20 protein-coding genes are annotated in these 23,070 nt (G+C 39.0%); 13 read left to right on the top strand and 7 right to left on the bottom strand.

Annotated features, from left to right (window positions below; translation table 11 throughout):
- The first annotated feature begins 236 nt into the window (after positions 1-236).
- Together E0E32_RS08700 and E0E32_RS08695 are read left to right on the top strand one after the other, a co-directional pair.
- Complete coding sequence (locus tag E0E32_RS08700; RefSeq protein WP_130859603.1) at positions 237-1,202, top strand: LacI family DNA-binding transcriptional regulator; 966 nt, start codon at positions 237-239, stop codon at positions 1,200-1,202.
- Positions 1,203-1,295: 93 nt separating this feature from the next.
- The gene (locus E0E32_RS08695) at positions 1,296-1,895 is read left to right on the top strand and encodes a histidine phosphatase family protein (protein ID WP_130859602.1); all 600 of its coding nucleotides are present in this window, start codon (positions 1,296-1,298) and stop codon (positions 1,893-1,895) included.
- Between the two features lie 177 nt (positions 1,896-2,072).
- Here the strand turns inward: E0E32_RS08695 and E0E32_RS08690 are convergent, their stop codons facing one another.
- Complete coding sequence (locus tag E0E32_RS08690; protein ID WP_130859601.1) at positions 2,073-3,824, bottom strand: glycoside hydrolase family 13 protein; 1,752 nt, start codon at positions 3,822-3,824, stop codon at positions 2,073-2,075.
- 444 nt (positions 3,825-4,268) lie between these two features.
- On the opposite strand from E0E32_RS08690, the gene E0E32_RS08685 reads away from it, so the two are divergent.
- From E0E32_RS08685 to E0E32_RS08655, 7 genes are all read left to right on the top strand, one after another.
- Complete coding sequence (locus E0E32_RS08685; RefSeq protein ID WP_130859600.1) at positions 4,269-5,549, top strand: sugar ABC transporter substrate-binding protein; 1,281 nt, start codon at positions 4,269-4,271, stop codon at positions 5,547-5,549.
- An 83-nt stretch (positions 5,550-5,632) separates the two neighbouring features.
- The gene (locus tag E0E32_RS08680; protein WP_130859599.1) at positions 5,633-6,934 is read left to right on the top strand and encodes a carbohydrate ABC transporter permease; all 1,302 of its coding nucleotides are present in this window, start codon (positions 5,633-5,635) and stop codon (positions 6,932-6,934) included.
- Positions 6,934-7,773 carry a sugar ABC transporter permease gene (locus E0E32_RS08675; RefSeq protein WP_130859598.1) on the top strand — a complete coding sequence of 280 codons (840 nt, stop codon included), beginning with the start codon at positions 6,934-6,936 and terminating at the stop codon, positions 7,771-7,773. The genes E0E32_RS08680 and E0E32_RS08675 overlap by 1 nt, the downstream gene beginning before the upstream one ends.
- Positions 7,774-7,907: 134 nt before the next feature.
- The gene (locus E0E32_RS08670) at positions 7,908-8,933 is read left to right on the top strand and encodes a LacI family DNA-binding transcriptional regulator (RefSeq protein WP_066191707.1); all 1,026 of its coding nucleotides are present in this window, start codon (positions 7,908-7,910) and stop codon (positions 8,931-8,933) included.
- A 60-nt stretch (positions 8,934-8,993) separates the two neighbouring features.
- On the top strand, positions 8,994-9,680 hold the full coding sequence (locus E0E32_RS08665) for a response regulator transcription factor (protein WP_130859597.1): 687 nt from the start codon (positions 8,994-8,996) through the stop codon (positions 9,678-9,680).
- Complete coding sequence (locus E0E32_RS08660) at positions 9,677-11,032, top strand: sensor histidine kinase (protein WP_066191700.1); 1,356 nt, start codon at positions 9,677-9,679, stop codon at positions 11,030-11,032. Before E0E32_RS08665 ends, E0E32_RS08660 begins: the two co-directional genes overlap by 4 nt.
- 160 nt (positions 11,033-11,192) lie before the next feature.
- A complete protein-coding gene (locus tag E0E32_RS08655; protein ID WP_130859596.1) occupies positions 11,193-11,990 on the top strand; it encodes a PepSY domain-containing protein in 798 nt (265 codons plus the stop codon).
- Positions 11,991-12,036: 46 nt separating this feature from the next.
- Here the strand turns inward: E0E32_RS08655 and cyoE are convergent, their stop codons facing one another.
- The 3 genes from cyoE to E0E32_RS08640 form a co-directional block, all read right to left on the bottom strand.
- Complete coding sequence (cyoE, locus tag E0E32_RS08650) at positions 12,037-12,906, bottom strand: heme o synthase (RefSeq protein WP_066191696.1); 870 nt, start codon at positions 12,904-12,906, stop codon at positions 12,037-12,039.
- Positions 12,907-12,922: 16 nt separating this feature from the next.
- On the bottom strand, positions 12,923-13,765 hold the full coding sequence (locus tag E0E32_RS08645) for an SAM hydrolase/SAM-dependent halogenase family protein (RefSeq protein WP_066191693.1): 843 nt from the start codon (positions 13,763-13,765) through the stop codon (positions 12,923-12,925).
- Positions 13,766-14,017: 252 nt separating this feature from the next.
- Positions 14,018-16,651, bottom strand: a complete 2,634-nt coding sequence (locus E0E32_RS08640) for a cation-translocating P-type ATPase (protein ID WP_130859594.1) — start codon at positions 16,649-16,651, stop codon at positions 14,018-14,020.
- Between the two features lie 349 nt (positions 16,652-17,000).
- Between E0E32_RS08640 and E0E32_RS08635 the strand changes: the two genes are divergently transcribed.
- Entirely contained in the window at positions 17,001-17,903 is a 903-nt protein-coding gene (locus tag E0E32_RS08635) for an ArsR/SmtB family transcription factor (RefSeq protein ID WP_066191689.1), read from the top strand.
- Between the two features lie 135 nt (positions 17,904-18,038).
- Here the strand turns inward: E0E32_RS08635 and E0E32_RS08630 are convergent, their stop codons facing one another.
- Positions 18,039-18,593 carry a hypothetical protein gene (locus E0E32_RS08630; protein ID WP_066191685.1) on the bottom strand — a complete coding sequence of 185 codons (555 nt, stop codon included), beginning with the start codon at positions 18,591-18,593 and terminating at the stop codon, positions 18,039-18,041.
- 419 nt (positions 18,594-19,012) lie between these two features.
- Here E0E32_RS08630 and E0E32_RS08625 point away from each other — a divergent pair, with 419 nt between their 5' ends.
- The 3 genes from E0E32_RS08625 to E0E32_RS08615 all read left to right on the top strand — a co-directional run bounded on the left by E0E32_RS08625 (position 19,013) and on the right by E0E32_RS08615 (position 20,632).
- A complete protein-coding gene (locus E0E32_RS08625) occupies positions 19,013-19,309 on the top strand; it encodes a HesB/YadR/YfhF family protein (RefSeq protein ID WP_066191682.1) in 297 nt (98 codons plus the stop codon).
- 371 nt (positions 19,310-19,680) lie between these two features.
- Positions 19,681-20,139 (top strand): flavin reductase family protein, encoded by a 459-nt coding sequence (locus E0E32_RS08620; protein WP_066191678.1) that lies wholly within the window; start codon positions 19,681-19,683, stop codon positions 20,137-20,139.
- 19 nt (positions 20,140-20,158) lie between these two features.
- The gene (locus tag E0E32_RS08615; RefSeq protein ID WP_130859593.1) at positions 20,159-20,632 is read left to right on the top strand and encodes a hypothetical protein; all 474 of its coding nucleotides are present in this window, start codon (positions 20,159-20,161) and stop codon (positions 20,630-20,632) included.
- An 88-nt stretch (positions 20,633-20,720) separates the two neighbouring features.
- Here E0E32_RS08615 and E0E32_RS08610 read toward each other — a convergent pair whose 3' ends face one another.
- Together E0E32_RS08610 and E0E32_RS08605 are read right to left on the bottom strand one after the other, a co-directional pair.
- Entirely contained in the window at positions 20,721-21,644 is a 924-nt protein-coding gene (locus tag E0E32_RS08610) for an LCP family glycopolymer transferase (RefSeq protein ID WP_066191672.1), read from the bottom strand.
- Positions 21,645-21,883: 239 nt separating this feature from the next.
- Entirely contained in the window at positions 21,884-23,050 is a 1,167-nt protein-coding gene (locus E0E32_RS08605; RefSeq protein ID WP_066191669.1) for a Gfo/Idh/MocA family protein, read from the bottom strand.
- Positions 23,051-23,070: the final 20 nt, after the last annotated feature.

Below are 23,070 nucleotides of genomic sequence, written 5' to 3'. Positions count from 1 at the left end.
AAAAGTGCCAAGTTAGAAGCTGGAAGATCTAAATGACGATTTTTACGAACGGAGCACTGACGCCTTTCGAAGGTTATGAATACTTAATAGAAGCTTCACTGTTGTCAACACAGAAATTCACTTCTTAACATTTGGTTGCTTTTTGAACAACATTTACAAACACAAGACAAATCTTTATTGTTAGCTTATACTATAAATTAAAACATTGTTTTAATTTAGAAAGAGGATTGATGGGAATGTCTGTTACCATAAAAGATGTGGCAAAAAAAGCGAATGTATCATATTCAACAGTCTCTCGTATTCTTAATAATTTACCAGGATATTCAGAAGAAACAAAACTAAAGGTTGAAAAAGTAATTGAAGAGTTAGGTTATCAGCCTAATGCAATTGCAAGAGGATTGATCAAACAAAAAACGAAAACATTAGGAGTTTTAGTTCCCGGGGTAAGTGATTTATTTGTTAGTGAGATATTGGATGGAATTGAAGAACAAGCAAGAATTATGGGATATAACGTGATGATCTGTAAAACGAAAAATCGTACAAAAGACTATTTACAAACCTTGTATGAGAATAGAGTTGATGGGATTATAATGGTTAGTGTAATGCTCAATGAAGAAACCTATAAGGAGATTGTTAGTAAAGAAATACCAGTAGTTAATGTCGCTGCTAAATCAAATTATTCTGAGATTCCTTTTATCAATATAGATGAATTTAAAGCCTCTTATGAAGCCGTTACCTACTTAATTGATAAAGGCCACCAGAATATTGGAATGGTTTCTGGCACTAAAGGAGATAATCGCGAAAAGGGATATAAATTAGCAATGAAGAATGCTAATCTTGAGATATTTGAAAATATGATTGTTTACGGTGATTATCACTTTGAAAGCGGGATCTCTTCAATGAAAAAATTATTGATGTATTTCCCTGAAATGACTGCAGTATTTTGTGTAAGTGATGAGATGGCAGCGGGAGTCTTATCTTATCTTTATCAACAAAAAATAAGGGTACCTGAGAACATTTCTATAATAGGTTTTGATAATACCTCTACTGCAAAAAAAGCTATTCCTCCATTAACCACAGTAGCTCAACCTCTTTACGCAATGGGACAATCGGCGGTACAGCTATTAGTTACGCCAGAGTTAATAAATAATAAAACATTTCCACACCTTATAGTCGAAAGAGAGACGGTTCGAAAGTTATAAAAATGTAACGTTAAAAATAAGATTTCATTTCACTTAATAGAAAAAGTAATCTCAACGATTAACTCAGATTCTGCACACACAAGGAGGCTTATCATGGATATTCATATAGTTCGACACGGAGAATCAATGGGCAACACTAATCCTGATAAAGATATGCCTGACTCTGAACTAACAGCTAAGGGCATTTATCAAGCCAAAGAAGTTTGTAACTATTTAAAATACAAGAATATAACAAAGATTTATTCCAGCCCATTAATCCGAGCCTTACAAACTGCACAACCACTTGCAATGGCATTAGGCCTTCCTATAATTGCTTTGAGGGAACTTAGTGAGCATAGAGAAACAGCGTCCTATATTGGATTAACAAAGGAAAAGTTAACAAACAGATTTCCAGAAGGAATTTATAATTTCACATTTCAACAAGATGGATGGTTCTATGAAGGGAACAACACTGTTCAAAGTACTCAAAATAGAGCTGATACATTTAACGATCATGTTATTAGCCTAGATGATTCTGAAAAAATCTGTATATTTGCACATGGTCATTATAATCAATATTTAATTAAAAGTTTGTTAAATATTAAACAGCCTAACCTTCATATTCATCAGGACAATGCTTGCATCCATTCTTTTCAACGGAATAAAAATATCGTCACTATCCATTCTCTTTGCAGCACTAGACACCTTTCATAGAGAAGTAGATATTTTAGATATATAATCACTGTTACTCTTTAAACACTTATACTTTTTCTGTTTAGCTTAAGAAATTGAAGTCAAATCTGAATCATTTTAGCTCCCTCCCACCAACATTGTTAAACTGTATAAAAAAACTTGGACAATCTTCATGTCCAAGTTTTTCAATGTCGGTAATTATCTCACTCGAAAACAACGAAAACCATAACCAGCTAATTCAATTCGCGCCTTTTTGTCAAATGATATTGTTTTGTCACTAAATATTTCGGTTACGTTCTGATCAGCCAGGGCGTCTACCTCAATAACCTGATAATCTTCACTATTATTTAATACAAACACAAGTTGTTCGTCCTTTGTTTGTTTCTGATAAACAATCGCACCACCTTGATACTCTAAAAAGCGAAATTCCGCTTCATTACCGAAAGCAGGCAGTTGCTTTCTTAATTCAATCAAATGTTTGACAAATGCTAGCATTTCTTGATCCTGTTCCTCTTCTTCCCAAACCATACACTTACGGCAATCAGGGTCACCAGCACCATCTATACCCACTTCATCTCCGTAATAAATACATGGCGATCCAATAAAAGACAACTGGAATAAATATAATAATTGAATTCTTGCTTTTTCCCCATCTGCTTCTGTCAAAATTCGAGGTGTATCATGACTATCTAGCAAATTAAAGGAAACTTCATTAACGTTTTGTGGGTACATATGCAATACATTCGTGATCGTATCCATAAATGTCTGACTGTCCATGTTCTGTTTTGCAAAGAACTCCACGGCACCATTCGTAAATGGATAATTCATAACAGCATCAAATTGATCTCCTTGCAACCATTTAAGTGAATCGTGCCAAATTTCTCCAAGAATATAGGCATCTGGTTTTGCTGTCTTCACCACTTGTCGGAAGTCACGCCAGAAAACATGATCTACCTCATTCGCGACATCCAAACGCCAGCCATCGATATCAAATTCCTCAATCCAATATTTCGCAACTTCCAGTAAATACTGTTTAACTTCAAGGTTGGCAGTATTTAGCTTCGGCATGCTCGCTACAAAACCAAATGCATCATAATTCGGCAGTCCTTTTGCCTTCACCGGAAAATCCCAAATAAAGAACCAATCCTTGTATTTCGATTGCTCCTGATTTTTTAAGACATCTTGAAAAGGTTCAAAGTAAAAACCGCTGTGATTAAATACCGCATCGAGCATCACCTTCATTCCTCGTTTATGGCACTCTTTTACTAATTTACGAAAGGTTTCCTTATCGCCAAACTGTGGATCGATTTCAAAATAATCAATCGTGTCATATTTATGATTCGAGTATGCTTTAAAAATTGGGGTGAAATACAAGCCATTAATTCCTAGGCCCTCTAAATAATCCAAATGATCGATTACCCCTTGAAAATCACCGCCGAAAATATTAGTTGGAGATGGCTCTTCACTTCCCCATGGTAATGTCCCTTCTGGATTTAACGAAGCATCACCATTGGCAAAGCGTTCTGGGAAGATTTGATACCAAACCGTATCCTTGACCCATTCCGGCGCCTGAAAGACATCAACTTCATGTAAATAAGGAAAGCAGAAAAAGTTGCCAATATCTGCAGGAATGGTGTCATAGAAACCTCTCTCTGTTACAATCGTGTCTTTATTTTGTTGATCTGTACACTGGAAACCATAACGTAACCTTCTATAGTCTGGAGTTACAGATATTTTCCAATAATCTGTGGAACTTGTCGTCCCGGATTTCTCCATTGACATCTTTTTATATTGCCACTTCGATCCTTTAAAGTCATATGGATCGGCAAAAATCAATTTCACGCTTTTAACGTCGTCTTTTTTTGTTTCGATTAATATATCCAAGGTTGCTTTGTCTTTAGCATATACATATGGCTGAACGGCTCTATGCTTGATTGCTTCCTTAAACACATTAACACATCCTCTCTTTATTATTTTTTTAAAAAAATCATTTCGAAGGTAATAATCGTTCCATCAATCATACCTCAACTTAACACTTGTAAGCCCTTTAAAATATGGAAAACAACACAAATAAAATGACCTTTTTGCGCAATCGTTTCCGCAATATTCAATCATTATTTTTACACTATAAAATGTTATTTCACCAAAAAACAACCCCGACTTTTCCTATAAAAAGCCGGGGTTGTTTGTATAGACTCTACAAAATCATTGCCCTCAATTTGTTCTATTTAAAGTGAATCTGCAATCTATTATACAACATATAAAGATTCTGTCAATCATTTATCGAATATTTATTTTTTTGTAGAAAACGCTTGCGCTATTTGTTAACTCTGTGTATAATAAACTCAAAATAAGCGCAATCGATTGCGCTAAAATTAAAGGAGAGAAGTTTAGATGAGATACAACAAAACGTTTCTTGCATTACTTATGGTGTTATTTGCATTAATAGCTTTAGCCGCATGTGCTCCAGATAGAGAAGAAGGAGGAAATGCTGACAACACAGGAGGAGAAGAAGATGAGGCAGAAAAGCCAGAATCTTTAACCGTCTGGGCTAATGATGAAGAGAATCAACTAGCAGCAATTGAGAACGCTGCTGCTGCTTATGAAGAAGAAACAGATATCGAGGTGGAAATAGTAGCCAAATCTATGCTAGATCAATTAGACGAACTGGCATTAGCTGGGCCTGAAGGAAAAGGTCCTGACCTCTTCTTCCAGCCACACGATATGACAGGTGATATTGTCGCTCAAGGATTAGCACAACCATTATCCTTAACCGATGAAGATATTGAACCTTATAGTGATGCCTCTATCGAATCTGTTCAGTATGAATTCGAAGGAGAAACAAGTATTTATGGTATACCAGCAGTGATCGAAACCTATGGTATTTTCTATAATAAAGATATTATCGATGAACCAACAACCGTTGATGATCTTATTACAGCATTAGAAGAACATACCAACCCTTCTGAAGATGAATATGGTTTTCTTATGAAACCAAATGATTTATATTTCTCCTATCCATTCTTTAAGACAAAAGGTGCTTATATCTTTGGTGGGGAACCAGGCGCTTATGACGTTAATGATATTGGATTAGCAAATGACGCAGCTATTGAAGCTGGTGAGTTATATCAATCCTTCTTCGATGAAGGCATGATTCCTGCCTCTACTACAGTAGATGTTATTGATGGACTATTTACCGAAGGCACAATTGGCGCGGTCATCAATGGACCTTGGAGTATCAGCAGCTATACAGAAGCATTAGGAGATAGCCTTGGTTTCACTTCATTCCCAAGTATCGATGGAGAAGAAGCTCAAACCTTAGTAGGTGTTAAGGCGTGGATGGTTTCCTATTATTCAGAAAAAGCTGATTGGGCAACTGATTTAGCCTTATTTCTAACAAATGAGGAAAATGGTCAAAATTATTTTGAAGAGGCAGGAGAACTTCCTACAAATAATGTAGCTCTTGAAAATCTAGATGATCCTATTTTCGAGGAATTTAGTGCACAAATTGAAAATGGCGTACCAATGCCTAGTACACCGCAAATGTCTCAAGTATGGGAACCAATGAATAACGCATTGCAATTTATGGCAGAAGGTGAAGATCCTGCTTCTGTGCTGCCAGAAGCAGTTGAACAAATAGAAGCTAATATCGAGGCCAGTGGTGGCGCAGAATAAGACTATTTCCAGGGAAGAATTGCTTGTTCTTCCCTGGTTTCCATTTGTTTTTTATTTATATTTCATGACAGGAGGTAGGCATAGTGGACCAGACAACAAGCAAGCACAAGTTTTCCAACCATAATCCTACTATTGCAACGATACTTTCTATTGTATTTGCTGGACTTGGACAACTTTATAACCGTAGATATTTCAAAGGGTTTCTCTTTATTATCTTTGAAATCGCCTTTTTAATCACTTTGTTGGACAGCATTAACTTTGGCCTATGGGGACTTCGTACGTTAGGGACGATTCCAGGTACGGACCATTCGATTCGATTATTAGTATTTGGTGTCCTTGCTTTAATTGGAGCTATTATTGTGGTCACTTTGTATGTATTTAATGTGATAGATGCACGAAAACAAGCAAAGAAATTAAAGGATGGATGGCAACCAAAAGGGTTTAAAGGTACGATTATTCAGTTCTATGATACGGCTTTTCCCTACTTAATGACTGTACCAGGATTATTATTAATGATCTTTGTGGTTATTTTTCCATTAATGTTTTCCGTTTTATTAGCTTTCACCAATTATAACTTATATAATTCACCACCAAGAAATCTCGTCGATTGGGTTGGGTTTGAGAACTTTACAGAGTTAGTCACTGTCCCGATCTGGCAAGATACGTTTGTAAGTGTATTAGCATGGACCATCGTCTGGACGATTGTTGCAACAACATTGCAGATTGCCGTTGGTTTGTTTCTTGCTTTAATTGTTAATGATCCTAGAATCAAATTTAAAAAATTGATTCGAACGATTTTAATTTTACCTTGGGCAGTACCTGCCTTTGTAACCATCTTGATTTTTTCGGCGATGTTTAATGATGACTTCGGGGCGATTAACCGAGATATTATTATCCCACTATTCGGAGGTGATGGTTTACCTTGGCTTAGTGATCCTTTCTATTCCCGTACAGCGATTATACTGATCCAAACTTGGCTCGGTTTTCCATTTATCTTTGCCTTATTTACGGGAATTTTACAAAGTATTTCGAAAGACTGGTATGAAGCGGCCGATGTAGATGGTGGATCTCGTCTTCAGAAATTTAGATTTATCACATTTCCGCACGTGATGTTTGCAACAGCACCGTTATTAATTATGCAATACGCTCAAAACTTTAATAATTTCAATATTATCTACCTTTTCAATGAAGGGGGACCACCCGTTAGGGGGCAAAATGCTGGAGGTTCAGACATTTTAATTTCCTGGGTATATAAATTAACGTTTGATACGAATAATTATGCAATGGCTGCGGTTATCTCCTTAATCATGGGACTAATCATTTCTGGTTTTGCCTTTTATCAATTTAGACAAACCAAATCATTTAAAGAGGAAGGAGAGTTATAATGAATCAGAAGCTAAAATCTAAGTTGGAAGTAACACTTATCTATCTCATTCTCGCGATTGTTTCTATCATTATTTTTTATCCGCTGGTCTGGACAGTAGGTATGTCCTTTAATCAAGGTACAAGCCTATATTCGTCCTCTCTCATTCCGGAAAATTTTTCGCTAGACCATTATAAATGGTTGTTCAGTGAGCAAAGTGACTATTTGATTTGGTATAAGAATTCGTTAATCGTTTCTATTTCTGTAGCTTTTGGTAGTGTAGTTCTTACCTCATTAGTGGCTTATGCATTTTCACGTTATCAATTCGTTGGTAAGAAAAATGCTTTATATATCTTTCTATTGTTACAGATGTTTCCGGTTATGATGGCCATGGTTGCCTTGTATATCTTCTTAAACATGATCGGTATGTTAGATACTTTAACAGGGTTAATCTTTGTTTATCTCGGCGGGCAGATACCATTTAATGCTTGGCTGGTGAAAGGGTACTTTGATACTATCCCTAGAGAGTTAGATGAAGCAGCCAAGATTGATGGAGCGGGACACCTAAAAGTATTCTGGAGTATTATGCTCCCGTTAGCGAAACCAATTTTAGCAGTAGTAGCATTGTTTAATTTTATGATGCCGTTATTCGACTTCCTATTACCATCTATCGTTCTATCGAGTCAGGATAACTATACGCTAGCAGTTGGATTATTTAACTTTATCAATGATCAATTCGCCAATAATTTCACTAGATTTGCGGCAGGCTCTATTCTTATAGCGTTGCCGGTAGCGACCGTTTATTTATTTTTACAACGTTATTTGATCTCTGGTTTAACAGCCGGAGGAACAAAAGGGTAACCCCCCTCCCATACTCTTGAGTGGTACTTTCCACTCAAGAGTATCTATTTTAATTTAAGTCTGAATAGCATATAATAGATATGCAATACTATTATACGCTATTCAGCACTATAACAACCAAAGGATGAGAAATAATGGCCGCAACGATTAAAGATGTCGCAAAAAAGGCTGGGGTTGCCCCGTCTACTGTTTCAAGAGTAATTGCAGATAGTTCCAGAATTAGTTTGAATACAAAAAAACGTGTACGTAAAGCCATGAAGGAACTTGGCTATCATCCCAATATCAATGCGCGAAACCTGGCAGTACGATCTTCCCAGGCGATCGGTGTGATTATGCCCTCTTCTGCCGATAAAGCATTGCAGAACCCTTTTTTTCCCGAAGTATTACGCGGGATCGGGGCATTTGCCCATGAATTGGAATATTCTTTATATGTTTCTACTGGCGAAAATGATGAGACTACCTTCGAAGAAGTGCAGCGAATGGTGAATGGACATCGGGTGGATGGACTTATTTTACTTTATTCACGCAATAACGACCCTGTCCAGCAATTTCTTATGGAGGAGAACTTCCCTTTTGTCATTGTCGGCAAGCCCTCTAAAGATGAAAGCGAAATCACTTATGTCGATAATAACAACTTCAAAGCAAGTCAGGAATTAGCTAAGCATTTGATTGACATGGGACATCAACACCTTGGTTTTATTGGAGGATCTCTGGAACTAACCGTTACCCAAGAACGACTGAATGGCTTTCGCTCTGCCATTCGGGAAAATAATCTACCTTTATCCGATGATTATATCGTTCATACCGAATTTCTTAAATCTGGAGGGACCGAAGCTGTTGAGAAGCTCTTTGCCTTAGACCACCCTCCTACCGGATTGGTCGTATCAGATGATCTTATGACACTTGGGGTTATCCACGCCATCAAGGAAATTGGACTGCAATGCCCGGAGGATGTCTCCTTAACTTCCTTTAATAACCTTTATTTATCGGAGATTACTCATCCCCCGCTCACCACAGTAGATATTAATATTTATCAACTCGGGTTTCAATCGGCACGCTGCTTAATTGAGCAAACCAAAAACAAGGAAGAACCTGCTAAACGGATTATCGTACCTTATGAAATTAAATATCGTTCTTCGACAAAGCCTCTGTATTCATAATTACAGGGCTTTTTCTTTTATTAACAGGATATGCTATATTAGAGAAAAGGAGGCTGTCCGATGACGCATATACTAATCGTAGAAGATGAAGAAAAACTAGCACGCGTACTTGAATTGGAGTTAGGTTATGAGGATTATCAAACCTCTATTGCTTTAGATGGACAGCAGGCATTCCAGCTGTTGCAATCGGAAAATTTTGATTTGATTCTTTTAGACATTATGCTTCCAGGTATGAGCGGAATGGAATTGCTGCGACGTTATCGTAAGCAAAATCAAGCCACCCCCATTATTCTATTAACGGCACGAGATGAGGTACACGATAAGGTATCTGGGTTAGATTTAGGGGCTAATGATTATCTGACCAAACCATTTCAGACAGAAGAATTACTTGCTAGGATTCGAGCGCAATTGCGACAAACCGTTCCCGCAAATAATTCCGTTGAACAGCTTAGTCATCAGGGGTTATCTGTCAACTTATCGTCTCGGGATATTTATCGAGAGGACACTGCAATTGAGCTGACACCAAGAGAATATGATTTGCTTGTTTTCCTGTTAAAAAACAAAAACCAGGTGTTTAACCGTGATCAACTGCTTGATCAGGTATGGGGATTCGAGTACGCTGGAGATACCAATGTGGTAGACGTCTACATTCGCTATCTGCGTAATAAAATTGATAAACCTTTTAGCACGGAAACGATTCAGACCGTACGTGGCGTTGGCTACACGATTAAGGACGGCATTTCATGAAACTGCGGACGAAATTTCAGCTTATATTAACCGGTTTTATCCTGGTAGTTGTTTTACTTATCAATAGCGCGATTTACCTCATGTACGAAAATCAAGCACATAATAATGAAATGAATCGGCTACAGCAAGAAACTGCTAATATTATGAGTGTATTTGCTGAAAATACCACAGACAACGTTGATATCAATGAATTGCTCAAGGCCTTTTTACCAGCCAATGGGATGATTCGGATTATCTCTGAAGAGGCCTCTGACCCTATTTATGATGTCTCCACAGATAGTTCATTTACGGAGTGGCCTTATGAATACACGACGACGGAAACACAAAACCTGCATCAAAGGGAAGATGGACTACTTTATATGCAGGTGTCTAAACCGTTAATTTGGGAAGATGGATCGATTGTAACCTTGCAAGTAAGTGAGGCATTATATGAAACGGCAGACACCTTACAAACACTACAAATCGTCCTTTTGGCAACGACTGGGGTTCTATTGATACCAACACTTTTGGTAGCCTATTTACTTGCTGGTTTTATGACCAAGCCGATTCGATTACTAACCAATGAAATGAAGGACAATCCGAAGAACGGCAAATGGGAAAAGCTAAGGCTTAAAGGAAAAACTCAAGATGAAATCACCGAGATGCAGAAAGCCTACAATGCCATGATTGATCGAGTAGAAGAAAATATTGGCAAGCAAGAACGTTTTGTGTCGGACGCTTCCCATGAATTGCGTACTCCTCTATCCGTTATTACGAGTTATGCTGAATTATTACAACGACGGGCAAAAGATCGTCCAGAATTATTAGAGGAAGCAACGGAAACCATTTTATCTGAATCGGAACGTATGAAACACCTGACAGAACAGATGTTGACTCTTGCCAAAAATCAAAATCAAGCAGACTTATTATTTGAAGAAATAGATCTAAGTCAGCTGATACGTGAGTCGATCCGCTCCCTTTCCACCACCTATCAGAGGGAGATTCATTATCGAAACAAGACAGAGGCTGATCTCCGCTATTCCGGTGATAAACATAAAATTCATCAAGCGATCTATATTTTAATCGATAATGCCTGTAAGTATAGTGATGACAAAGTGCTTGTAGAAACGGACAGTACGGAGACAACGCTAACTATTTCTATTACCGATTGTGGAGAAGGATTATCTGAACAAGATAAGGAACACATTTTTGAACGTTTTTACCGTGTGGATAAAGCTAGAAGTCGTAAAGCCGGCGGAACTGGTTTGGGGCTAGCGATATGTTATCAAATCGTACACGGACATGGCGGAACGATAACGATTGATTCAGCGATCAATGAAGGTTCTACCTTTACGATTCATTTGCCAAGATAGTTTCAGATCTATGATGGGTTCAATGCATTTGAACCACCAATGACGGACCTAGTCTTGAGAAAATGCTCAGTAGACTCTCATCATTTTCTCATTTTTCTCTCAGCGCTCCTTCATTTTGCTGGGGTATAGTAGAATTAACAAAAGATATGGAGGAGATAACATGAAACAAAAATTATTACAACACAAGAAGTTCTTAATCATTGTAGGGAGTCTCATTATCATTGGTGCTGCCTTTGCGATTTGGCAATTTAACAGCAGTCCAGCCAGTGCGATGATGACAGAGGAAGAAGCAACCGAAATAGCTACCAACCAATACTCAGGAGAAATTGTTGAATTAAAACAGGACAGAGAAGATAACAAACAAGTTTATGAAATCAAGATTCAGGGTGATGATCGTCTATATGATCTAACCATCGATGCAGAAACAGGTGATATCTTAGAGTTAGATGAAGATATGGTACAGCAGGCGGACAACAGCAACAATCAAGAAACAGAAGAAAATAATGATGGAAATAACACTCAACAAGAGAACAGCAACAACGAACGCCTTTCTACAGAGGAAGTCACTGCCATTGCTCAAGAGGAATATGATGGTGAGGTTATTGACTTAGATTTTGATGGTGATGATGGTCGTCAATATTACGACATAGAAATGCTCACGGATGAAGCAGAAATCGAATTAGAGATTGACGCATACAGCGGAGAAATTATCACAAAATCAGAAGATCGCCATGATCAGACGCAACAAGGTAATGAAGCTCTACTTTCAGCCGATGAAGCATCTAATATTGCATTAGAAGAGTATGATGGCGAGATTACTGACTTAGATTTTGACGAAGATGATGGCCGTCAATATTATGAAATAGAAGTGACCACAAGTGAAGCAGAGATTGATTTAGATATCGACGCCTACACGGGCGAAATTGTTTCTATCTCACGAGATTATCATAATGATTAATCATTATCAAAACGGGACCGGCCTGATAGAGCTGATCCCGTTTTGTTTAGTTCTGAGGCACCCAGACTAGAAATAGCACAAACACTGTCATCAAATATGCCAAAGAACTGGCAAACAACAGATTAGCCCACTTAAGCAGCGAATCTGCCTTCCAACCATAGAAAGCAATACTTAGCCAAACCAGGTTTAACACGGTAATCCCTATATAAAAAAAGGGTGAAAAGCCGGGTACGAAGAATGGCACCGCCAGCAACAAGGCAATATAGACAAAATTACGCCGGATGGTCACTTCATATCCCTTTACTACGGGAAGCATCTGCAAGCCAGCACGGGCATAATCATCAAACTTACGAATGGCAATCGCGTACGTATGTGGCATTTGCCAAAGAAACATTATTATAAATAAAGCAAGTGGAATAGGGTGCCATGCCGTATCAATTACGGCCCAACCCATCAGTGGAGTAACCGCTCCTGACACACTGCCAATTTGCGTATTCCACGTGACTCTTCTTTTGGTCCAAATCGTATAGACCACAATATACGTATACCAGCCAATAAAACCATAGAAGGCTACTTCCAAATTAATCAAAAACAACAGGATCTGACCAGCTACACTCAGTAAGATACCAATCGCTAAAATCGTTCGTAAAGATAGTGTGCCTGTAACAGTAGGACGATTTTTTGTCCGCTCCATTAATTTATCTACGTCTGCTTCCAGCCAATTGTTTAACGTCAGTGCACCAGCAATCAACAAGAAGCTTCCAACCGTTAATAATACAAATTCCAACCAATAATCTGAAAAAGCAATCCCGTAATATCTGCTAGCTATCATGAAACCAAAGAAGACAGGTAACACATTGGCGATGAGTACGAATCGCTTAAACAGACTATTAAATTCTTTCCACCAACTACTCATGCAATAACTCCTTAACTTAATCTATCCGCTTGATATAAATATGCCAGTTGGATCCTGTTCCAATATTATGGGCCCTGGCAAAAGAGCCTTGATTAATGGCTACTGCCATGTTATCTAATGAATTGACATACAGCACGGGCTCCCCGAGCTGAATTGCTGCAAAAGAACGGCCGAACGTCATACTGTTCCGGTACATCCTCCTGATATCATTGACAATTTCGATTTCAATCGCATCTCCATAATGAATACCTAATGACAGAAAGAGCTCCCTGCTGATATTGGTCCACAGGTTACCAAAGCGCACATCGAGAATATCAATGGTTCCTCTAATCATGTTGTCCGTTTTTTCCGGTTCATAAAAAGTTAATTGCTCTATATCAGCCAAATCTAATTCTCTGCCTACTTCTTGAAAGCTGATGACACCAGCAGCCAAGCGAGCCCCTGTATAGGCATATATATCGCGACCATGAAAGGTATGAGACGCACCGGACTTGGGCAGCCTATTTAGGTTTTCATCAATTTCCCGCATCTGTTTAATACCTACTTTTTGATGGACATGGGTTAAGGTGCCATTATCTGGCGTTACGATATATTGATTATTATTGGTTTGAGCGACAACGCTTTTTCTTTCTGATCCAACCCCAGGATCAACGACAGATACAAAAACGGTGCTCTCTGGCCAATAACCTATCGTCTGTAATAAGCGGTAAGACCCAGCCCAAATATCAAATGGCGGGATATCATGGGTGTTGTCATATATAGAAATCAGTTTGCTAACGTTGTGTGCAACACCTTTCATTGCACTTACTGCGCCATCTTCCAGGCCAAAATCGGATTGTAAAACCAGTGCGTTCATCATGATGACTACCCCTTTCTCTACTTATCCCCCATTATACTATTTTCTCTGTCAGAAATGAAAGAAAATCCTATTTTTTCAGCGGCTGCTATTCCTATAGCAATCCATTTGAGCGTAAAACCTCGTCTTCCGGACGGTTTGTTCTCTTTACTGACATCTTTTTTAGCTTCTTTCCTGACAGTTTCGTTCGTTTTCCGGACGGTTTCAACCTTTTTCCGGACAATCTCAGATTATGTCAACTACATGCATTACATCTTAGGATTTGCTTTTTACTCGAATCAGCTTGAACACTTCCATTAAAACCATACTGCCAAGCGCTAGTCCAAAGGCAAGCAAGCCTTCTGCCCAACCGAATGTATCTGGAATCTGAAATACTCCCCGGGCAAATGGCATCATCGTCAGTGCATATAATAAGAATCCTACGATAACGGCACCTAAGACATATTTATTTTGGAAAAAGCCAGCCCCAATAGCCGTCTGTACGTTGGATCTTGCTGGGAAAGTCTGCAGCGTTCGCGATAAGATTAGCACACTAAAGGCCATCGCCACGCCCATTTCATCTGAATGCTGAAGTCCAATATAATGAGCCGTAATAACAGCTGCAGCAATTAGCACCCCACGCAGGATAACCGATTGCAGTGTTCCACCGGCAAAGATGCCTTCATCGATTTTACGTGGCTTTCGTTTCATAACATTTGGTTCTGATTTTTCCATTCCCAATGCTATCGCAGGCAGGGAATCATTGACCAGATTAATAAACAAGAGCTGCAGAGCGGTAAAAGGATTGGCCCAGTTCATCAGAACGGCAAACACAATCGCTATAATTGCCCCGAGATTCCCAGCAAATAGATACGCAATCGATTTTTTGATATTATCAAATACCGTACGCCCTACACTAACCGCCTTGACAATAGAAACAAAATTATCATCCGTTAAGACCATGGCAGCAGCGTCTTTCGCTACATCCGTACCACTTCCCATTCCAATACCAATATCGGCTTGTTTAAGGGCAGGTGCATCGTTGACACCGTCTCCGGTCATCGCCGTGATTTGATTCTTGCGTTGCCATGCCTTCACAATACGAATTTTATTTTCTGGTGAAACCCTGGCATAAACCGAGATATATTCTAGCTTTTGATCCAATTCCTGTTCGGACAACTGATCAAGCTCTTTACCGGTTAGTGCCATATCGCCCTCTCTCATCAATCCGATATCACGACCAATCGCCTCTGCGGTTGTCTTATGGTCCCCGGTAATCATCACAGGCTTAACACCCGCCTTCTTAGCTTCCTCAATTGCCCCATAAACAGCATCGCGAGGTGGATCAATCATCGCTGTAAAACCTAGAAACGTTAATCCTTGTTCGTCTGCCAAAGAAATTTCTTTTCCTTTTGGTATTTCCTTATAAGCAAAAGCGAGTACACGAAGTGCTTGGTTCGAATACGCTTCGTTTTGTTGAATCAATTGCTGCTGTCGTTCTGCCGTCATCGCCGTCACTGTCCCATTTTCGAGAACAGAATCAGTACGCTCCAGCATCACATCCGGTCCGCCCTTAACCAGCATAAGACGTTTTCCCTCTATCGTATGTACAGTCGACATCATTTTACGATCAGAATCAAACGGTAACTCTGCTTCACGTGGATAACGTTCACGTAATGTTTGATACGATTGATTATATTTTTCCCCTAAACGAATCAAAGCAATCTCTGTAGGATCACCAATTTCATTAGACTCTTCATTGATATACGAATCATTACACAATGCAGCCGAAAAAAGCAGCAACTGTTCTGCTTGACTCCACTGCTTGTCTTGCCATGGACTCTCTATTAATGGAAGATAGGCTTGCGTTACTGTCATTTCATTCTTGGTTAATGTTCCAGTCTTATCGGTACAGATCACACTTGTGGAACCTAATGTCTCCACGGCTGGAAGTCGTCTGATAATCGCATGCTGTTTGGCCATTTTGTTCGTACCAACGGATAAGACAATGGTCACAATCGATTGTAATGCCTCAGGAATCGCGGCTACCGCAATAGCTACTGAAAACATCAAAGCCTCTAACACCGCTGTAGTCATGTCCACGTCAGCATCGCTAAACCAGATACGCCCCACTTGTATAGCAAAAATAAGAATACAAATCGCAAGAATGGCGAATCCTAGTTTTTTACTGAAATTATCCAATTTTCGTTGTAAAGGTGTCTGTTTGGCTTCTGCCGTTTCAATCATTTCCGCAATCTTGCCTATTTCTGCTTTCTCACCAGTCCCGGTAACGACAAAGCTCGCTCGCCCATTCACTACTAGCGAACTGGAGAAAACCATATTGACTTGATCTCCAATAGACATTTCTTCTTCTAGCGGTTCGGTGATTTTCTCTACGGCATTTGATTCTCCCGTTAACATTCCTTCATTTACTTTCAAAGATTCTGCTTCCAATAACCGCCCATCAGCCGGTATGTAATCTCCCGCCTCTAAGGTAACAATATCGCCTGGCACCAATTCCCGAGCCATCACAACCGCACTTGTTCCATCTCGAATCACCTTTGCCTCTGGCGCAGACATATCCCGCAATGCCTCTAGTGAGCTTTCTGCTTTTTTCGTCTGAACAACGCTGATTACCGAATTTAACAAAATAACGATAAAGATAATGATCGATTCAATCATTTCTCCTAGCAAGATTTGAACAATTGCAGCCACTAAGAGAACGATAACCATCGCATCTTTGAATGTCTCTAAAAATAACTTCCATGTCGGAACACTCTCACGATCGGCAATTTCATTATAACCTTCTTGCTCTAATCGTTTCTTCGCTTCGGCCTCTGTTAATCCATTTTTCTCATCTGCCTTCCATTCGTTAAGTACTTCTTGTTTGGTGTATTGATAGGTTTTCACAGACTTTCCTCCCTGGTTGAACAATTCTAACTACCATTGGTATACCCTTGTTGGACCTGACTCAGTCGAATTTATTTAATAAAAAAATTCCACAAATGCTGAATCCTAGCGCAAACTTCGGTATAATAAACATTAAACGAGTTTTTTAAGTGCGTATTCAAAAAGGCCGATAATAGGTACACAGGTAACATTCGCAACGCCTGCGCTTGCACAGGAAGTGTTGACTTCTATGTTACCCACCAGGATGCGGGCGGACTTAGCAGAAATTCGATGCGTCATTTTTGTTGGACTTTTTGAACAACCTTTTTAAACTTGAGAAATCATATAAAGAAAGTAGCTGATACGTTTTATGCAATTGAAAATAGATCAAGACTCATTACCAGTTTATGCCGCTTTGGCAAGCCAAGTAAGACTGGATATCATCCAATTACTCTCTACCAACAAAATGAATATTAAAGAATTATCCGCGGCTTTAGGGCTAAGCAGTCCAATCGTTAAAAAACACGTAGAAAAATTAGAAGAGGCAGGGATTATTCGAACCGAAAAGATCCCCGGTAAATCAGGTTTACAACGTATTTCTATATTAAAAGTAGATCATATTGAAGTTAACTTCCCAAAGAAAATTTATCATTCGTTTGCTACATATGAAACCTCTATCCCGGTCGGTCATTATACGGATTACTTGGTAAAACCAACATGCGGTCTGGCCACCAGTAAGGATTTTATTGGCGAAGTAGATCAAACCAAGTATTTTATGGACCCTAAACGAATGGAGGCAGGAATCCTCTGGTTTACGGAAGGTTTTATCGAGTATAAAACACCAAACTATTTACAGGAAAATGATCAATTACAACAGTTGGAAATCAGTTTTGAAATAGGATCAGAATTCCCTTTTTCTCATGATGTGTGGCCGTCTGATATTACGTTTAGTTTGAATGACCAAGAGCTGGGCACTTGGCAAAGCCCTGGAGATTTTGCCGATACACGCGGCTTATACACCCCCGACTGGTGGCCGGAAAATGTGAATCAATATGGATTATTAAAGACGATAAGGATCACATCTCATGGCACCTATATAGATGGCGATCCTCTATCTGATGTAACCATTGACGATTTAGATACAACCATTGACTTATGGAAGATTCGCATGGAAGTAAAGCAAGAGGCCGAGCATGTAGGTGGCCTCACCCTCTTTGGGCGGGAATTCGGTAATCATAATCAAGATATTAACGTAAAACTATACTACATTTAGTACAAGTCTTGCTCACCTGTTTCAAACAGAAAAGCGCCCCCACCATGTTCCATTAACTATCCATAGAATGATAGTTAAACATGATGGGGCTATAATGGTGATTAAAAAATGGCGATAATAGCTGTATTTCAGGTGTTAACGCAATTCATAGAAGCTTTCTTGTCCTAAATGTTGTACATATTGCTCTACTAAGGCTGCTAAATCATCTGATTCATCTAGCGTTAACCATTCATTCTCTTTACCACCTGTATATTTTCTTTGCTCCACCTTAAAAGCTCTGTTTTCCTTATCTATCAATGTGAAGCAAAGCTCAGTGAAGTAGGTTTTATACTTGGGATCCGACAATGCCTCCACAATCAAAGGATTTTCATTGAATGGGACGGGATTTTCATAGGTATATACAAAAATCGTATTCTTTTTGACATCTAATTTAAAATCCCTAATCGGACTATGTTGTTCCATACACTCTTGTACTAAATTGATCTCTTCATTAGTAATTTGTTTCTTGGTTTTTTTGGTTAAAAACACACGGCCATTGGGGTGCTCATAAATTTCATATCCTTCTGGGATACTGGGTACATCGGTATTATCGTCTTCTTTCTTAAAGTAATAGCTTGGATTTCCCTTTTTGGTTTGTCGTACATGCAGATAGTATACATCCCCACGAAAATTCGTATATTTAACTGCCACTATTACACCACCTTCAGTTATTATTATTTACCTACGCACAATATCATGTTGTTAAGCGTCCATTTTATTCTGCGTCATAGTCGCAAAACATCCTGATAAGACTCATTTTACTATAATACAGTGTAACAAAAAATACCCTAAAGTAAAACTTATTCATCAGCGATTCAAGTAATCCTTCCTATTTACGAAGGTATATCGACAATTTCCCAGGAAATAATGCTATCTATTCACATACTAATCCCGTATAATAGGTGTAACACCTTCCTTATATGGGAATAGATTTAAGAGGATGTTCAAAAAGTGGCTGAAAAAGAATGCAGCTGGATTTCTACTAAAAATCGCCCATAATCGATAAAAATCCGATCCTTTTATCAAGCTTTTTTTGAACTATTTTTTATACTAGAAGGGAGTTGCTATGATTGGAAATAAAGATTTCGGATAAGGCACTAGAATGGTTTAAAGACGAAGTGGAAGTAAGTGAAGGTAACACGGTGAAATTTCAAGCGAAGTATGGAGGAAACAGCCCTATACATGAAGGGTTTTCGTTAGCCTTTTCCCTTAATGAACCGCTAAAAGGAATCATTACACAAAAAGAAAAGGGCGGAATCACCTTTTTTATTGATGAGACAGACGAATGGTATTTCAAAGGCTATAACTTGATTGTTAATTATGATGAAAAAGACGATGAAGTTGCCTATGAGTATGAAGAAGAATAACTTCCGTATGTTGAGCAGGCAGAATAACACATGCCTGCTTTTACAATTATTACGGCTAATAATGAAGTGGCTTGTGAAATTCCTTCGTAAAAAACCTTCTATAAACGAGGCTGCCATATGTGTTTTTTCTCGGACGGTTAACACTGTAATAAGTGTTTTTTTTCAAAGAAAAAGAAAACCATGCTTAGCTCCCCAAAGCAATGCCTCTGACTAGACTACATTTGATTCGTAATAAAGGACAAGACAGGATTTTGCCCAGCTTTTTATTCCTGAATATCATTTCCTTATTTCTGAGCCAATCAGATTATTATTATAATGGATTATGTTATGATGATAAGATACAGAGAATATATAAAGGAGGCATTCAGCTGATGAGTTCACAAGAATTTCGCCAGGCTATGGGCAAGTTTTCCACTGGGGTTACGGTGGTTACCGGTCAAATTAATGGGCACATACATGGAATGACGGTTAATGCATTTATGTCCGTATCCCTGGATCCACAATTAATTACCATTTCACTCGATCAAAAAACAAAAATGTATAAACATGCAGATGAGCTGCAGCGTTTTGGAGTAAGTATTTTACGAGAAGAACAAGAAGATGTTTCGATGATCTTTGCCAAACAGGTAGATGAACCGTTTGAGGATTTTACAACACTAGACGGAGTCTCTGTGATAAACAATGCGCTAACAACCCTGGCTTGCACAGTTATTAACAGTGTAGAAGCTGGCGATCACATGTTATTAATCGCAGAAGTAGATGAAATTGACTTGAGAGATGGTAAGCCGTTGATTTATTATGATAGGGCCTATCGAAAAATAATCGATTAAGCGATTTTCGGAGGTTCCTATGAAACTATTTAATATCCTAGGGAAAAGTGCGGCACTGCCAAAGAAAAAGGCGCTTTTTGCTTTGAACCGCGTTAGTATGAGAGACACCCTTGTCTATCTATTCTTATTGTTTTTTATTGCTTTTTTACCAAACGTTATTTCGCTCATCCTTCGATTTGAAGCAGGCGTTTCACAAGCATCTTATAGTCAATATTTACTGCAAATTATTGTATTTTATCCCTTTTCTATCATGTTTCTTGTGATTGTAAGTGTTTCTATATTAGCACTAGGCGGCTGGTTGTGCAGGCTTTTCTTACATCGTCGCCTTGCTTATCAACAATTATGGAAGATGACGGGTTTTGCCTTGCTATGGCCATTGGTCTTCTATAAAGGACTGGCAGTATGGTTGCCAAATCTAGCGTTTATAGGTGGTTTGCTTTTGTTATACATCTTACTCATTCAAATGATTCGTGTATATCCGGCTAAAAGGTAGACTTGTTACGATACCTAGTCTAAGCAAGCTCAACTTTCCTTTTTCTTCACATCCTTTTAAAATAAAAAGCTAGAGCCGTTTATCGGCCCTAGCTGTTGATCATCTCTCGTACTTTAGTGACTTCCTCTTCTGGAACAATATAATAATAGATACCATCAATGGTTGTACCAGAACCTTGCATTAAATAGCTGGTCGGATTATTTCTAGTACCGCGATATCCACTCAATAAGGCTTTCATATCATCGTATGTCAGGCTGGTAGCCATGTTATTGCCCATGATATCAATTAATTCATTGACCTTTGTGACATTGGCAACGTTAGCACCCTCGTCGATAATACCTTGAATAACCTTACGCTGCCGTTCTGTTCGACCAAAATCACCTTCCGGATCCTGTTTCCTCATCCGTACGAAAGCCAAGGTCTTGGCACCGTCCATTTCCGTTGGTCCTTCGGTAAATTGATAAGTACCATCATCCCATGCGATTTCATTATCAACCGTAATGGTACCTAGCTCATCTACTAACTCTTTTAAACCACCCATATTCACGCGCACAAAATAGTCAAGCTCAATACCGATGAAGTCTTCCACCGTTTGAACGGCCATATCGGCACCACCAAAAGCGTAAGCATGGTTAATTTTATCTTCCCCCCTACCAGGAAGGACAGTCCTTGTATCACGTGGAATACTAATTAATTCCATAGAATCACTTTCTGGTTTTAAAGAGAGCACCATCATCGCATCAGATCTACCAATATCATTATCTTCCTGATCTACTCCTAATAATAAAATGTTAAGAGGTTCTCCGCTTTCTGCTTTTTCCATTGACCTTTCCATATCAATGGTTTCCAACGGATCGTGCATCTTTGAATCAAACGTATCTTGTACATTACTAAGAATCGACCAGGCATATATGCCTACCGCTAAAATCAATGCAAAAATAATAATAAGTGGCGTTAGTATCCACCATTTTTTTGATTTTTTTCCCTTTCTTTGTCTCGATCTCGTTTCCACTATTCATCAACATCCTATCTTTTTATACTCTATTCGACTTTTTCATTATAACATAATGCTCCCAACATTAGTAAGCTACTTTTGGAAAAATTCCGAATATTTTTAGTAGACAGGGTTTGCTTCATTAGTAATTCACGTAATTATTTTGACCTATGAATCATTACAAAACAGGGCATCCTGTTTCGGAGCGCGCCCGACAAAATTCATCAAGCTTATCGAAATAATCGACTTACTTGTACCTATAATGAGATCCAACGTTTTTCTGTTGCGGAACGCTCAATTGCGTCTAGTACCTTTTGGTTTTGCAATCCATCGATAAAGTCTGGATATGCTTGTTGATCTGCTGCCAATCCTCTAAAGAAGGCATCCATCAGATTGATAAAAGTATGCTCATACCCAATGATATGACCCGCTGGCCAATAAGCCCCGGCATATGGATGGACTTCTTCGGTACAATTGATCACACGGAAGCCTTGTAAACCCGCTTCGTCATCTGCCAAATAAACCTCCAGCTTATTCATATTTTCCATGTCCCAACGAACCGAGCCCTTTTCCCCATTTATTTCTAATTTATTTTTATTACGATTTCCCCCAGCAAACCGCGTCGCTTCAAAAACACCAAATATTCCATTTTCCATACGAGCAAGAAAAGCAACAGCGTCGTCCACAGTCACCTCACCCATTTCTTGTGCTTCTGTACTAGCTGCCGCGCTTAAGCCTCCTGCTGTATCCCCGCCTATCGGGCGTTCTTTAATGAACGTTTCCATCATTGCCGATACTTCTTGAAATTCTCCTACTAGGAATCGTGCCAAATCAATACTATGAGCACCGATATCCCCTAAGGCACCAGAACCAGATATTTCTTTTTTCAATCGCCAAGCGAGCGGAAAATTAGGATCCATGATAAAATCTTGCAGGTAGTTGGCTCGGTAATGATAGATATGGCCAAGCCTGCCTTCTGTAATGAGTTGTTTGATATATTGGACGGCCGGAACAAAACGATAATTATGACATACCATATGCTTCACCTTGTTACGCTCGACGGCATCCACCATGCGCTCTGCTTCTTCGACGGTTAAGGCAAGTGGTTTCTCTGTAATAATATGCTTGCCGGCTTCTGCGGCTGCAATGGCGATCTCGGCATGCGTATGGTTAGGCGTCACAATATCGATGACATCAATATCGTCCCGGGCAATAAGTTTGCGCCAATCCGTTTCATACGATTCCCATCCCATGTTCTCCATTGCTTCCTTCACGGCTGTCTCATTTCTTCCTGAAATCGCTTTTAATTCAGGTTGTAATGGATTATCAAAATAAAAAGGAAGATCACGGTACGCATGACTATGCGCCTTTCCCATAAACTGATAACCTACCATCCCTATTCTAATCTTTTTCTTATTACTCATATGAATAGCACCAACCCTTC

This window comes from Gracilibacillus phocaeensis, from assembly GCF_900626275.1.
GTDB classification, from domain to species: domain Bacteria; phylum Bacillota; class Bacilli; order Bacillales; family Amphibacillaceae; genus Gracilibacillus; species Gracilibacillus timonensis.
The sequence above is the reverse complement of the archived record's forward strand: the minus strand, read 5'-3'. Positions and strand labels throughout refer to the sequence as shown.

Coding starts and splice junctions, on each gene's coding strand:
- E0E32_RS08645 (WP_066191693.1), bottom strand. CDS start 13,765: ATGATGAACGCACTGGTTTTACAATCCGATTTTGGCCTGGAAGATGGC.
- E0E32_RS08605 (WP_066191669.1), bottom strand. CDS start 23,050: ATGAGTAATAAGAAAAAGATTAGAATAGGGATGGTAGGTTATCAGTTT.
- E0E32_RS08635 (WP_066191689.1), top strand. CDS start 17,001: ATGCAATTGAAAATAGATCAAGACTCATTACCAGTTTATGCCGCTTTG.
- E0E32_RS08675 (WP_130859598.1), top strand. CDS start 6,934: ATGAATCAGAAGCTAAAATCTAAGTTGGAAGTAACACTTATCTATCTC.
- E0E32_RS08615 (WP_130859593.1), top strand. CDS start 20,159: ATGAAACTATTTAATATCCTAGGGAAAAGTGCGGCACTGCCAAAGAAA.
- E0E32_RS08685 (WP_130859600.1), top strand. CDS start 4,269: ATGAGATACAACAAAACGTTTCTTGCATTACTTATGGTGTTATTTGCA.
- E0E32_RS08670 (WP_066191707.1), top strand. CDS start 7,908: ATGGCCGCAACGATTAAAGATGTCGCAAAAAAGGCTGGGGTTGCCCCG.
- cyoE (WP_066191696.1), bottom strand. CDS start 12,906: ATGAGTAGTTGGTGGAAAGAATTTAATAGTCTGTTTAAGCGATTCGTA.
- E0E32_RS08620 (WP_066191678.1), top strand. CDS start 19,681: ATGAGTTCACAAGAATTTCGCCAGGCTATGGGCAAGTTTTCCACTGGG.
- E0E32_RS08655 (WP_130859596.1), top strand. CDS start 11,193: ATGAAACAAAAATTATTACAACACAAGAAGTTCTTAATCATTGTAGGG.
- E0E32_RS08700 (WP_130859603.1), top strand. CDS start 237: ATGTCTGTTACCATAAAAGATGTGGCAAAAAAAGCGAATGTATCATAT.
- E0E32_RS08695 (WP_130859602.1), top strand. CDS start 1,296: ATGGATATTCATATAGTTCGACACGGAGAATCAATGGGCAACACTAAT.
- E0E32_RS08660 (WP_066191700.1), top strand. CDS start 9,677: ATGAAACTGCGGACGAAATTTCAGCTTATATTAACCGGTTTTATCCTG.
- E0E32_RS08665 (WP_130859597.1), top strand. CDS start 8,994: ATGACGCATATACTAATCGTAGAAGATGAAGAAAAACTAGCACGCGTA.